This window comes from Alphaproteobacteria bacterium, assembly GCA_040216735.1.
In the GTDB taxonomy this organism is placed as follows: Bacteria; Pseudomonadota; Alphaproteobacteria; order SHVP01; family SHVP01; genus CALJDF01.
The window spans coordinates 219,179-232,695 of the sequence record JAVJOO010000003.1; the positions used below are offsets into that span (position 1 = coordinate 219,179).

11 protein-coding genes and 1 pseudogene are annotated in these 13,517 nt (G+C 60.3%); 8 read left to right on the forward strand and 4 right to left on the reverse strand.

The annotated features are described in order from the left end of the window. Nucleotides 1-10 precede the first annotated feature (10 nt). Nucleotides 11-868 (reverse strand): class I SAM-dependent methyltransferase, encoded by an 858-nt coding sequence (locus RID42_09155; protein ID MEQ8247839.1) that lies wholly within the window; start codon nucleotides 866-868, stop codon nucleotides 11-13. A gap of 7 nt (nucleotides 869-875) precedes the next feature. Then, on the reverse strand, nucleotides 876-2,123 hold the full coding sequence (locus tag RID42_09160; protein ID MEQ8247840.1) for an MFS transporter: 1,248 nt from the start codon (nucleotides 2,121-2,123) through the stop codon (nucleotides 876-878). Between the two features lie 117 nt (nucleotides 2,124-2,240). Here RID42_09160 and ettA point away from each other — a divergent pair, with 117 nt between their 5' ends. The 5 genes from ettA to RID42_09185 all read left to right on the forward strand — a co-directional run bounded on the left by ettA (nucleotide 2,241) and on the right by RID42_09185 (nucleotide 6,131). Continuing rightward, nucleotides 2,241-3,920, forward strand: coding sequence for an energy-dependent translational throttle protein EttA (gene ettA, locus RID42_09165; GenBank protein ID MEQ8247841.1), 1,680 nt, complete (start codon nucleotides 2,241-2,243; stop codon nucleotides 3,918-3,920). Between the two features lie 3 nt (nucleotides 3,921-3,923). Beyond that, entirely contained in the window at nucleotides 3,924-4,628 is a 705-nt protein-coding gene (locus RID42_09170; GenBank protein ID MEQ8247842.1) for a histidine phosphatase family protein, read from the forward strand. Between the two features lie 158 nt (nucleotides 4,629-4,786). Continuing rightward, nucleotides 4,787-5,197: a hypothetical protein gene (locus RID42_09175; protein ID MEQ8247843.1), complete on the forward strand. Its 411-nt coding sequence runs from the start codon at nucleotides 4,787-4,789 to the stop codon at nucleotides 5,195-5,197. Between the two features lie 20 nt (nucleotides 5,198-5,217). Continuing rightward, nucleotides 5,218-5,787 carry a sigma factor gene (locus RID42_09180; protein ID MEQ8247844.1) on the forward strand — a complete coding sequence of 190 codons (570 nt, stop codon included), beginning with the start codon at nucleotides 5,218-5,220 and terminating at the stop codon, nucleotides 5,785-5,787. Then, on the forward strand, nucleotides 5,784-6,131 hold the full coding sequence (locus RID42_09185) for a hypothetical protein (protein MEQ8247845.1): 348 nt from the start codon (nucleotides 5,784-5,786) through the stop codon (nucleotides 6,129-6,131). The genes RID42_09180 and RID42_09185 overlap by 4 nt, the downstream gene beginning before the upstream one ends. A 20-nt stretch (nucleotides 6,132-6,151) precedes the next feature. Here RID42_09185 and RID42_09190 read toward each other — a convergent pair whose 3' ends face one another. Together RID42_09190 and RID42_09195 are read right to left on the reverse strand one after the other, a co-directional pair. Further along, entirely contained in the window at nucleotides 6,152-6,757 is a 606-nt protein-coding gene (locus RID42_09190; protein MEQ8247846.1) for an ABC transporter substrate-binding protein, read from the reverse strand. A gap of 10 nt (nucleotides 6,758-6,767) precedes the next feature. Then, complete coding sequence (locus RID42_09195; protein MEQ8247847.1) at nucleotides 6,768-7,583, reverse strand: VacJ family lipoprotein; 816 nt, start codon at nucleotides 7,581-7,583, stop codon at nucleotides 6,768-6,770. 318 nt (nucleotides 7,584-7,901) lie between these two features. Here RID42_09195 and RID42_09200 point away from each other — a divergent pair, with 318 nt between their 5' ends. The 3 genes and pseudogenes from RID42_09200 (at nucleotide 7,902) to metH (ending at nucleotide 13,478) form a co-directional block, all read left to right on the forward strand. Beyond that, entirely contained in the window at nucleotides 7,902-8,861 is a 960-nt protein-coding gene (locus RID42_09200; GenBank protein ID MEQ8247848.1) for a metalloregulator ArsR/SmtB family transcription factor, read from the forward strand. Beyond that, nucleotides 8,858-9,781, forward strand: a complete 924-nt coding sequence (gene metF / locus RID42_09205; protein MEQ8247849.1) for a methylenetetrahydrofolate reductase [NAD(P)H] — start codon at nucleotides 8,858-8,860, stop codon at nucleotides 9,779-9,781. The genes RID42_09200 and metF overlap by 4 nt, the downstream gene beginning before the upstream one ends. Further along, a pseudogene (gene metH / locus RID42_09210) lies at nucleotides 9,778-13,478 on the forward strand (methionine synthase). The gene metF and the pseudogene metH overlap by 4 nt, the downstream one beginning before the upstream one ends. Nucleotides 13,479-13,517 lie beyond the last annotated feature (39 nt).

Genomic DNA, 13,517 nt, shown 5'->3' on the forward strand with positions numbered 1-13,517 from the left:
GCCGGCGCGGCTACTTTCGCGCCGTCACTAACCACACCCCAGCGCCGAGGCGGACGCCGTCGTCGTGGGCGTGGGGCGTGAGGGCCTCGGTCAACTCGTCGCGGATTCGTGCCTGAACGTCCTCGGGTGCATCGTGGATGGCGCGGGAAAGCGGACCCTGGTGGGTGACCGCGCGCACCGCGGCTTCGATCGAGCCCCCGCCGCCCATCAACACCAACGTATCGTGTGCCTCGGTCGCGATCTCGCTGAACCCGGCGGCGCCCAAGATATCGGCGATTCGCGCACGCTGACCGAAGGCGAAGGGCCCCGGCGCGGCCGGATCCTTAGCCGGCCCCTCGACCGGAAGGTGCCGCGCTACCACACCGCCCGGCACATGAACCCAGGCGTTTTGGTCTACCGGCTGCCAGCAGGCGAAGGTCAACCGTCCACCCGGCTTGAGCGCCCGGTAGAGATTGGCAAAGGCCGCCACGCTATCTTCAAAGAACATCACGCCGAAGCGCGAAAACACAAGGTCGAAGGCATCGGCCTCAAAGGCATGGGTTTGGGCATCGGCCACGTGAAAATGCACCGGGATCCCGTGGCCATCGTTGGCGCGCCGCGCTTCATCCAGCATCAGTGCCGAAATATCGACCGCCGTCACCGATCCGCCCGGCGCGACGCGCCGGGCCAGGTCGCCCGTGGTATGACCGGTGCCGCAGCCGACGTCCAGCACATGCTCGCCGGGTTGCGGTTGTGCGCGGGCGATTGCAGCTAGGCCGATGGGGCCGAGCATCGCGTTGAAACGGTCGCGTTGGGTGGTCCAGGTCTCGCCGCCGGGTCCATTCCAGAACTCGGCTTGATCGGCGTTGGGACTGTCGGTGTCGGTCATGGTCTCTTCATTTCGTTGCGCTAACAGGGGCGGGGACGCCGCGGAAGACGAGCTTCAACACGACGGTCGAGACCAAAACGTAAATCAAACACGCCCCGGCGACAGCCTCGATCGTCACGCCGAGGTCAAAAAGCTCACCGAAGATAAATGGCGCCAGAGCGCTGATTGCCACCATTAAGGCCTGTACAATCGATCGGATTGCGCCCAAGTGTGCGGTTCCGTAGACCTCTGCCCACATTGACATGACGATGGTATGTCCGGCGCCGATCGTGACGCCGGCGGCGATCATATAGGCGAGTGCCGATCCGGGATGATCGAACAGAACCAGGATCAGCATCGCAATGGCGAGCGGCGGCAGATAGAACGGCAGCAGTTGCGACGCGCGAAACCGGTCGACGAGCGGCCCGGTCAGCATCGATGTGAAGACCACGGCGATCGCGTAGCCGACGAAGGTTGTTGCAAGCCACGCCAGCGACCATCCCTTGGCGTCGGCCAAATGAACCTGGTGGAAGAACATGCCGGTCATCACGAACCCCGGCGCCAATGCCGCGGGAATGATGAACCAGAACCGGATATCGCGCAGTGCCTCGCCCAAGGTCCACTGCCGCTGGCCGCTGCCTTGGTCCGATGCCGCCTGGGCCTTGGTGGTGGCATCCGCCCAGGCGTCGTGCCGTGCACGGTGGCCGCGCAGCAACAACAGAGTTGCCGGAACCAGGACGACGACGATGAAAACCGTCGTCGTCTGCCAGGTTCCGCGCCAGCCCACGGCCGCGATCAAGGAGACCACGATGATCGGCAGCGCCGCCTCGCCGACCGGCAAGCCCATCGCGGCAATGCTGATGGCCTTGCCCCGGTCGCGGTCGAAGTAGCGCGCCATGCTGGTTACCGCGATGTGGCTCAACAGCCCTTGGCCGGTCAGACGCAGCAGATAGAAGGCTAGGTACAGAAACACGCCGCCCGGGATCAACGAGATGAAGAGGGTAGCGAAGATCATCCCACCGCAGGCTGCCAAGCTGTAGACCCGCAAATCGACGTGATCGATTTTGCGTCCCAACCAGATCAAGGTCATGCCGCTGGCGAAAGTAGCGACCGAGTACATGAGGCCGACGTCGCCGTGGCTCAGGCCGAATTCGTTCCGAATTTCGGCCCCGAACAAGCTGATGAAATAGGTCTGTCCAAAGCTGGACGAGAACATCATCAAAATCCCGAAGCTAAGGAAACTCCGGTTGCGCAGAATGAAAAGGAAATAGCTCACAAGGCCGCCTACCAGGGGAGTTCGACTGTGCCCGCCTTCGTCCCGCGGAGCAACGCTTGCGGAGCATTCCGCCATCCGCTACAAGCCCGCGACCCCTTACAAAAGCGCGCGAGCCCCATGGCAGTCCAATACGTCTACTCGATGATCGGCCTGAATAAGACCTATCCGGGCGGCCGGCAGGTCCTCAAGGACATCTATTTGTCTTTTCTGCCCGGAGCCAAGATCGGTGTCCTCGGGCTGAACGGCGCCGGTAAGTCGACGCTGCTGCGGATCATGGCGGGGCGGGAGACGGAGTTTCTTGGCGAAGCGCGCGCCGCCGACGGCCTGCGCATCGGTTATCTCGAACAGGAACCCCAGCTCGATCCGAACAAGGACGTTCTGGGCAACGTGCTGGACGGCGTTGGCGAGATGGCCGCCATGCTCAAGCGCTTCGAAGACATCAGCGCGAAGTTCGCCGAGCCAATGGACGACGACGAAATGAATGCGCTGTTGTCCGAACAGGGCGATCTGCAAGAAAAGATCGACGCCGGCAACGGCTGGGAGATCGAGCGCACCGCCGAGATCGCGATGGACGCGTTACGCTGCCCGCCGGGGAATGCCGATGTGGCCAAGCTCTCGGGCGGCGAGCGCCGCCGGGTCGCGCTGTGCCGGTTGTTGCTGGAGCGCCCGGACATGCTGCTCTTGGACGAGCCGACCAACCATCTCGACGCCGAATCGGTAGCCTGGCTCGAACGCTTCTTGCACGACTATGACGGCACGGTCGTTGCCGTTACCCATGATCGCTACTTCCTCGATAATGTCGCTGGTTGGATTCTCGAACTCGACCGCGGCCATGGCATCCCCTGGGAGGGCAACTATTCGTCTTGGCTCGAGCAAAAAGAGAAACGCCTGATTCAAGAAGGCCGCCAGGAAGAGGCGCGCCAACGCACGTTACGCCACGAACTCGACTGGATTCGGCAAACGCCCAAGGCTCGGCAGGCCAAGGGCCGCGCCCGCATCAATGCGTATGAAGACCTGCTGCGGCAGGAGCAGGAACGGGTGCAGGGCCCGGCACAAATTCTTATCCCGCCGCCGCCGCGCTTGGGCGACCTTGTGATTGAGATCGATCATCTCAAGAAAGGGTTCGGCGAGGTCCTGCTGATTGACGATCTGTCGCTCAAGGTCCCACCCGGCGCCATCGTCGGCATCATCGGCCCGAACGGTGCCGGAAAGACCACCTTCTTCCGCATGTTGACGGGTCAAGAAGAGCCCGACGACGGGACGTTGCGCTTGGGCGACACCGTTTCGCTTGGCTATGTCGACCAAAGTCGCGATACGCTCTCGCCCGACAAGACGGTGTGGGAGGAGATTTCCGAAGGCAATGAAGAAATCGACCTCGGCAAACGCAAGATTCAAAGCCGAGCGTATGTCGGTGCTTTCAACTTCAAGGGCGCGGATCAACAAAAAAAGGTTGGGCAACTATCCGGCGGCGAGCGCAACCGAGTTCATCTCGCCAAGATGTTAAAGTCGGGTTCGAATGTTCTTTTGCTCGACGAACCGACTAACGATCTGGATGTGGACACACTGCGTGCGCTTGAAGACGCCTTGGAAGCTTTTTCGGGTTGCGTCCTGGTGATCAGCCATGATCGCTGGTTCCTCGACCGAATTGCCACGCATATCTTAGCGTTTGAAGGCGACAGCCACGTCGAATGGTTCGCCGGCAACTATCAAGACTACGAAGCCGACTTCAAGCGTCGCTTCGGAGAAGCCGCCAACCGACCGCACCGCATCAAGTACAAGCAATTCCCGCGGGACTGAGCGATGAGCCACGGCCTTCCCGGCACCCAAGGTCGACGCCGCATCTATTTGCTCCGTCACGGTGAGGTCGACTACGGCGTCGGTGGTGCGGGGGTTCCCGACGTGGATTTGGTCGAACTCACAGAAAAGGGGCAGCGACAAGCCGCGCTCCTGGGCGCGGCGTTAGCCGATATCACATTCGATCTTGCGGCTCACACGGGGCTTATTCGCACCGAACAAACCCTTGCCGGGGCACTGGCTGGGCGCGACCTTCCCGTTCAGGAGATCGCGTCGTTACGTGAGATCCGGACGGGCAAGTTCGCCGAACTCTCGCCTGAGCGGATCGAGGCCGAGTTCATCTACGGGTTTGAGACAGCGCACTTGCCCGAAGCCCGGTTTGCGGGCGGGGAAGCGTTCACCGATTTCTACGAGCGGGTGGCCTACGGCGTCTTGGATCTGCTCGCTAAACCCAATTGGACCACGGCACTGGTAGCGGCGCACGGCGGCACCAATCGGGCGATCCTAAGTTGGGTGACTCACGGGGGGCCGGAAGGCATGGCCGCCTTCGAACAGGATACTGGCTGCCTCAATGTTATCGATGTCGATATTGTGGACGGCGACATCATTCGCCGCTTCGTTCGGGCCTTAAACTACACGCCCTACGATCCCATTAAGAACCGTAAGTACCTGACGAATATGGAACTCTACCGCCACGGGCGCTCCGGCTAGTACCTCCCCTTGTGTTAGGGTCAACGTCCGTTAGTGTTTTGATGTCCAGCAAATCTCTTGTTTTTTCGGCCCCCGAGATATTTTTTTTGGCGTTGCATCCATAACACCTCAATCGGCATCTCTATACGTAACTATCGTTGGAACGATGGAGATGAGATATGAATGGCATGGGTCTTGGCGCCGGGTTGGGCGCCATCGGTTTCTGGGGGTTCGTTGCGGCAGTGGTTGTGGCCGCAATTTGGTATTACCGCGGCAAGTATGAGTCGCAGCAAGAAACGATGCGTCGCATGCTGGAAAGCAATAAGCCGGTCGATCCGGTGCTCACCGAAAAACTCTTAGCCGCAAACGTCGGCGGCAACCAATTCTTGGACCGCGATCTTATGGTGGCTGGGATCGTCGTGTTTTCCGTAGCGCCAGGTGTTGCCGTTTTGGGTTGGGTGCTCACGGTGTTGGCACCGGAGATTCTCTATCCCTTGCTGGGGGCCGCGGCGGTCCTGGTGTCTATCGGTATCGGTCTATTCGTCGCGGGCAAGATTGCTAAACGCTACAACGACAATCTGGACGGATAGCGGCGGCTGGGGATCGCGTCTTGACCAAGACGCCGGTCGACTACGCCAATGCTGTTGAGGCATTGGTAGTTGGCGCGGCACGCGCCGGAGATCGCGGTGCCTTTGCGGATCTCGTGCGACGCCGTCAGGGCTGGATTCGGACCATGATGCAACGTTGTTGCGGCGATGCCGTTCTCGCTGACGATCTGTCGCAACAGGTTTTTCTGCAAGCGTGGCGGCGCATCGCGTATTTGCGCGAACCGCACAAGTTCGGTGCCTGGCTCAAGCGGCTAGCTCTCAATACATGGCTCCAGTATCTGCGCGCAAACGATGCGCTACACGATGCCGATCCTCTCGACGTTTCGGTGGTTGCGCCGCCCACGATGCCCGGAGCTGGCATTGATCTCGATCGCGCCCTCGCTGTCCTCTCGCTGCCGGCCCGGCTTTGCATCGTCCTTTCCTACCACGAGGGGATGACTCACCCGGAAATTGCGGATGTCACCGGCTTGCCGATCGGTACAGTGAAATCTCACGTCCGTCGCGGCACTCAGCAGTTACGAAGCCTTCTTTCGGCCTATCAGGAAATACCCCAAACGGAGAACGCACGATGAACGACGAACGCGACCCATCCCTGCAAATCCTCTTTGCAAGTGCCGATGAACCGCTCGAGGGCACGGCGTTTTCGAGAACTGTCATGGTGCGCGTCGAAGCGATGCGGCGGCGGCGCCTTTATGCCCGCTTTGGTTTTTTCTTGGCTGTCATTGGCCTGGGCGCGCTCGTTGGGCCCTCGTTGATAAACCTGGCCGGTCTCGCCACCGTCGGTCTGTCAACGACTGTGATCGATCTGGGGAGTAGTGTATTCGCGCAGGCTTTATTGCCTTTGAACAATGTAGCGACGCTTCTGATTCTCGCCGTTGCAATTCTCTTTGGAGCCTATCGTAAAGTGTTTTGCTAGTCCGCCGGTGAGGAGCAAAGCTAGTCTTGGCCATTTTTCTCGCGCAGGCGCGCGAGAAGGCCTTCGACCTGCCCGCCCGACCGCTGGATCACCGAGGCAAACTCGTCGCGCTGGGTCAGTAGCATGCTGACGCCTTCAACCACGACATCGACAATCTTGAGGCTTTGGTCGCCGTGGCGGACACGCCAATCGACACGAATGGGCTGAAGGCCCTCGCGAACAATTTCCGATACGACAATGGTGTCGCCATCGTCCCGCCGCGAACTGACGACGCGTAACGTTTCGCCGCTGTATTCGCTCAGGCGCGCGGCGTAGGTCGTAACGATGAAGTCTTCGAACAACTTGGCGTACTCGCCGCGTTGTTCCGGGGTCGCTTGCCGCCAGAAACGGCCCAACGCATACCGGCCAATCAACGGCAGGTCGAAACCCTCGTTTAGCAATGCCCGGAACGCCTGGGTGCGCTCGTCCTGGGTTTGCGAGTTGAGGACGAGTACCTGAAGGGCTTGGTCGCCGAGGTGGGCGATGAACTCTTCGGTGTTATCGGCGCGGGCCTGTTGGGCGGTCGCGCTGACCGAAACGGTTACCGCTGCGACGAGGACGAGCAGGAATCGACGAATCTGGGTCACGTCGTCTCCCTTATTGCTTCAACGCGGCTGTACGGTCCTTCTCGTCGTCGCTGCTTAGATCGAGGTTTGGCAGGGACGGCGTGGTGCCGTTGCGAATGTCGCTTTGGCGGCGCTGATTGTAGAGGCTGCGCAAGGTTGCATAGTAGTCGATCGACGTACGTTCGATTTCGTCAAGCGTTTCGATATTCCGCGCCCGGGCATCGATCCCGCGGATCGCAGCACGCGCGAAAGTAATCGATTTCCGGTCGGTATTCTCCGCGTAGTAGTTCAGCGGGTCGAAATAATAGTCGACGAACGACCCGGCCGCGTCCCGTAAGCTTGAGGGGCCGAGAATCGGAAGGACAATATAGACGCCCGGGCCGATGCCGTAGCGTCCAAGGGTTTGGCCGAAATCTTCGTCGCGCCGTTCCCAGCCCATTCCAGTGGCTGGGTCCAGTAGCCCGAGCAGGCCAACCGTGGTGTTGATGAAGAAACGGCGGGTCGTCACGCCGGCGGCATCGATATCGCCTTGGAGGACATCGTTTGCGAGAATGACCGGTGTTTCGAGATTGCGCAGGAAATTCCTGACGCTGTTCCGTGCGGGGTCAGGCACGAAATCGCGATAGAATTGGGCGGTCGGCTCGATCAGCATCGTATCGACCGCGAGATTGGCCGCGAAAATGTACCGGTTCACCGGCTCCAGTGGATCCGCAATTTGCGCCGAATCGTCGCCTGGCGTAGCGCAAGATGCGACCGCGAAGAGTGCTGCGACCGCTGCGAGGTTGCGGACGAAGGCCGCGCGAAAGGTTACGCGCCTTCCGCCGGTCGAGTTGGACAAAGATTTCAAGGCTCAGACCTATCCCGAAAAAACTCACTACTTAAAGCTAGACCTGAGCCGTCCCCGCTAACCCAGCGAAGACCCCCGAATAGCTCAGTCTGAAACGCACGCTGAATCCATGTAATTCGCGGGCTTTTGAGTAGCACACCGACCTATTCAAAACCAGTAAGGCGTGGCCTCAGAGAGGGTTTCCGGCCACGGGTGTTGCGCCAATGACGCACTTAGTGCCGCCTATATGGTGGTTCGAAGTCAATGGAACACAACTTGTGGACGACGGGTGCATACTATTCCTTTGACAAACATAAGCATATCTTTATATCTATTCGAATGGCAGTTTCCCTGGATATCTTGCTCGGTGGATTGCGCGCGGCCGGGGAACCGACACGGCTCCGCATTCTGGGCTTGCTTGCACGCGCGGAACTCACCGTCAGCGAACTCACCCAAATACTTGGGCAAAGCCAGCCGCGGGTGTCCCGCCATTTGAAGTTGCTGGGTGACGCAGGCCTCATCGAACGGTTCCGTGAGGGAACTTGGGTGTTCTGCCGCCTCAGCGATATCGGTGAGGCCGGTGAGCTATCAAAAAAGATCGTCGACCTCCTGCCTGACGATGCCGGTGGAACCGACGGCGACGCCGCTCGGCTCGACGCCGTCCGCCGCGCCCGTGCCGGCGCGGCGGCCGCGTATTTTCGGGCCAACGCCGAACGATGGGAGGATGTCCGGCGTCTTCACGTTCCCGACCTCGACGTCGAGTCGATCATGGTGCGACAGTTTGCCGACCGGAGAATCGGCACGCTCGTCGACGTCGGAACCGGTGCAGGAAGGATGTTGGAGCTTCTTGGGCCCGCCGCCGAAGAGGCCATCGGGGTCGATTCGTCCCATGAAATGCTCGGGCTCGCGCGAGCGAATCTCGATCGCCACGGCCTCAAGAATTGCCGGGTCCGCCACGCCGACATGCATAGCCTGCCGTTCGCGGAAGCATCGGTCGACGCGGTGACATATCACCAAGTGCTTCATTTCGCGGACGAGCCCGCCGGCGTGCTGGCCGAAGGCGGGCGAATCTTACGACCGGGCGGGTTGATGGTTGTCGCGGACTTCGCGCCTCACAACGTCGAGTCGCTGCGCGAGGAACATGCTCATCGCAGGCTCGGGTTTCCCGACGCGGAAGTCTCGGGCTGGATGCGGACGGCGGGCCTTTCGGTGGGCAAGAGCGTTCACCTCGAGGGCGACCCGCTAACGGTCACGGTGTGGCACGGCGAGAAACCGACAGGCGAGGCACGAGTAGGATGAGTAATTACCAGGGGTTGATTACGCACGAGAACACCAGCGCGCCGCCCGACGTGTCGTTCGAGTTCTTTCCGCCAAAGACAGAAAAGATGAACGAGATGCTGTGGTCGTCGATCAAACGACTGGAGCCGATCCGCCCTCGCTTCGTCTCGGTTACCTATGGCGCTGGAGGCGGTACGCGCGAACGGACCCATGCAACAGTGGTGCGCTTGCTGAAGGATACGTCGCTTGTACCGGCGGCACACCTGACCTGTGTCGGCGCGAGCCGAGCGGAGATCGACGGCATAGCCGCTGGTTATTGGGATGCGGGGGTGCGTCACATCGTGGCGCTACGCGGCGACCCACCGCAGGACGATCCGAATTTTGCGCCCCATACGGACGGGTATGCCAATGCCGCTGAACTCGTCTCGGGGCTGAAGCGGGTGGCGGATTTCGAGATAAGTGTTGCGGCTTATCCGGAAGTCCATGTTGACGCGACAAGTCCCGCTGCCGACATCGACTATCTCAAGCGAAAGATCGATGCCGGTGCATCCCGAGCGATCACGCAAGTCTTTTTTGACCCGGAGGTGTTTCTTCGTTGGCTCGAAAAAGTGCGGGCCGCCGGTATCTCCGTCCCGATCGTGCCGGGCATTATGCCGGTCTCGAATTTCGAGGGCGCGGTGCGGTTTTGCAAAATGTGCGGGGCCGACGTGCCCGCATGGATGCACCGTCTATTCCAAGGGCTCGAGGACGACGCCGAGACCCGCAAGCTTGTTGGTGCGACGATCGCTGCCGAACAATGTCGTCGGTTGCAGGCGGCGGGAATCAACGAGTTTCACTTCTACACGCTGAACCGTGCGGACCTCACCTACGCGATCTGTCACATCCTCGGTCTGCGCGGCCCCGCCCCTTCGGGCGAAAACCAAGACGGAGACGCACGATGAACCGGCAAGAGAGATGGCGTGCACTGCAAGAGGCGGCCGATCGCCGGATACTCATCCTCGATGGCGCCATGGGGACGATGATCCAGTCGTACAAGCTCGACGAAGCGGGCTACCGAGGCGAGCGCTTCAAGGACTTCAAGCGCGACGTCAAAGGCAACAACGATTTATTGAATCTGTCGCAACCGGGAATCATTCGTGAAATCCACGATGCGTATCTCGGTGCCGGTGCGGATATCATTCAAACCAACACCTTCAACTCGACCACGATTTCCCAAGCCGACTACGGCATGGAAGACCTGGTGTCCGAACTGAATCGCGCCGGCGCGCGCATTGCCCGCGACGCGGCCGATGCGAAAACGGCTGAAACGCCGGATAGGCCGCGCTTCGTCGCGGGCTCTTTGGGGCCAACCAACCGCACGGCGTCCTTGTCGCCGGACGTCAACCGACCGGGCTACCGCAACACGACGTTCGACGAGTTGCGGGCGGTTTACCGCGATGCCGCTGCGAGTTTGATAGACGGAGGGGTTGATCTTCTGCTTGTCGAGACGATCTTCGACACACTTAACGCCAAAGCGGCGATCTTCGGGATTGAAGAACTTTTCGACGAGCGTGGAGAACGGATTCCGCTGATGGTCTCGGGCACTTTGACCGACCTTTCGGGCCGCAACTTGTCGGGCCAAACCATTGAAGCTTTCTGGCATTCGGTGCGGCACGCGCAGCCCTTTACTATCGGCATCAATTGCGCCTTCGGTGCCCAGCAAATTCGCCCCCACCTCGCGTCGTTGGCCAAGGTTGCAGACGCCAAGATATGCGCCTACCCGAATGCGGGATTGCCCAACGCGATGGGCGAGTACGACGAAGACCCCCAAACGACGGCGGCGTTCCTAAAGGAATGGGCGGAGTCGGGGTTGATCAACATAGTCGGCGGTTGTTGCGGAACGACCCCGGCGCATATCAAAGCAATCGCCGAAGCGGTGGCGGGCATTGCGCCACGCGCCCTCCCCGAAGTGCCGACGGTTATGCGGTTATCAGGTCTCGAAGCAACGTTGATTGACTCATGAATACTGCGCGTTTCGTCAATATCGGTGAACGGACCAACGTCACCGGCTCGGCCAAGTTTAAAAAACTCATCGTCAACGGTGAGTTCGACGCTGCGCTGGAAGTCGCGCGGGGTCAGGTCGACGGGGGCGCCCAGATCATCGACGTCAACATGGACGAAGGCATGCTCGATTCCGAGCAGGCGATGGTGACGTTCCTCAATCTCATTGCTTCGGAACCCGATATCAGCCGTGTCCCGATTATGATCGATTCGTCCAAGTGGTCGGTCATCGAGGCTGGGCTGAAATGCGTGCAGGGCAAGGCGATTGTTAACTCGATCAGCTTGAAGGAAGGCAAAGCGCCCTTCGTCGAGCAGGCCAAGAAGGTCCGTCGCTACGGCGCCGCGGTCGTGGTTATGGCTTTCGACGAAGACGGCCAGGCTGACACCGCCGCCCGCAAGTTCGATATCTGCAAACGCAGCTACGACATTCTCGTGAACGACGTCGGATTTCCGCCGGAAGACATTATCTTCGATCCCAATATTTTTGCGGTTGCGACGGGTATTGAAGAGCACAACAACTACGGAATCGAATTCATCGAGGCGACTCGTCGGATCCGGGCCGAGCTCCCGCACGCCCACGTCTCGGGCGGCGTGTCCAACGTTTCATTTTCGTTTCGCGGCAACAACGCGGTTCGCGAGGCTATGCACTCGGTCTTTCTGTATCACGCCATTGCCGCGGGCATGGATATGGGCATCGTTAACGCGGGCCAGCTCGAGGTCTACGAGGAGATCCCTAGGGACCTTAGGGACGCCGTCGAAGACGTCATTCTCAATCGCCGTGCGGACAGCACCGACCGGCTACTTGAAATCGCGGAGGCTTACAGGGCCAAGGGCGGCAAGGTCCAGGTTGCGGATCTTTCCTGGCGCGAGGCGCCGGTACGCGAGCGTTTGACCCATGCGTTGGTCAAGGGGATTGCTGATTTCGTTGTCGAAGACACCGAAGAAGCGCGTCAGGAATTCGACAAACCCATCCAGGTCATCGAAGGGCCGCTGATGGACGGGATGAATGTCGTCGGCGATCTGTTCGGTTCGGGCAAGATGTTCTTGCCGCAGGTGGTCAAGAGTGCCCGCGTCATGAAGAAAGCCGTAGCTCACTTGCTACCCTTCATCGAGGCCGAAAAGGATGTCGGTGCGCCTGCAAAGGGCAAGATCCTCATGGCGACCGTTAAGGGCGATGTCCACGACATCGGGAAGAACATCGTCGGCGTGGTTCTGCAATGCAACAACTACGAGGTGATCGACCTGGGGGTGATGGTGCCCTACCAGACCATCCTCGAAACCGCGCGCAAGGAGAAGGTCGATATCATCGGGCTCTCCGGCCTGATTACGCCGTCGCTGGACGAAATGGTGACCGTTGCGCTCGAGATGGAGCGCGAAGGCTTCGACATTCCTCTATTGATTGGCGGCGCGACGACGTCGAAGGTCCATGCGGCGGTCAAGATTGCCCCTGGATACAAACGCGGTCCGGCGATCCACGTGCTCGATGCCTCGCGCGCTGTCGCGGTGGCAAGTAATCTGACCAGCGAGACGCGAAAATCAGCCTATGTCAGCGACATTACCGCCGAATACGAAGGGGTGCGCGATCGCTACCGCAACCGCGATTCCGAGGCAAATCAACACCCGTTGGCCGAGGCCCGCGCCAACGGGTATGCCGGGGACTGGTCGAATTACCAACCGCCGGCTCCGACGTTTCTTGGTATTCAATCGCTGGATCGCTACGACCTTGCCGAACTGACGTCCTATATCGACTGGACCCCGTTCTTCCGCACCTGGGAACTGGCGGGCAAGTACCCCGACATCTTTGAGGACGCGACGGTCGGCGATGCGGCACGGGACCTATTCAAGGATGCCCAAGCCATGTTGCAACGGTTGGTCGGTGAGCAGTGGCTCACGGCCCGTGCGACCTTCGGTTTCTTCCCGGCGAATGCCGTTGGCGACGACGTCGAGATCTATACCGACGAAAGCAGGCAAACGGTCAGAGAAACCGTACATTTCTTGCGCCAACAGATGAGCAAGTCGGCGGGGCGGACCAATTTCTGTCTCGCCGATTTCGTCGCACCCAAGGATAGCGGCGTCGCGGATTATGTCGGTGGGTTTGCTGTGACGGCCGGTCTAGGGATCGAAGCGAAGCTTGCCGAGTTCAAGGCGGCGCACGACGACTACAGCGGTATCATGCTGCAGGCGCTGGCCGACCGGTTGGCCGAAGCGTTCGCCGAACGGCTCCACGAGCGGGTTCGCAAGGAGTTTTGGGGCTACGCGGCGGACGAAAGCCTCGACAACGAGGCGATGATCAAGGAAGCCTATCGCGGTATCCGGCCCGCACCGGGCTATCCCGCGTGTCCCGACCACAGCGAAAAGCCGGCGCTGTTCGACCTGTTAGACGCCGAGAAGAACGCCGGGATCAAGCTGACCGAAAGCTTCGCGATGCAGCCAGGCGCTTCGGTGTCGGGTTACTACTTCTCTCATCCCGCTTCGCAATATTTTGGGATCGGCCGGATCGGCCGCGACCAGGTCGCCGACTATGCCGAACGTCGCGGTGTCTCGATCGAACAGGCGGAGCGCTGGTTGTCCCCGAACCTAGCCTACGATCGTGCCTGATCTGCGGGTGGTTTCGCGCTAGACTCCCGGCAAAAGAGG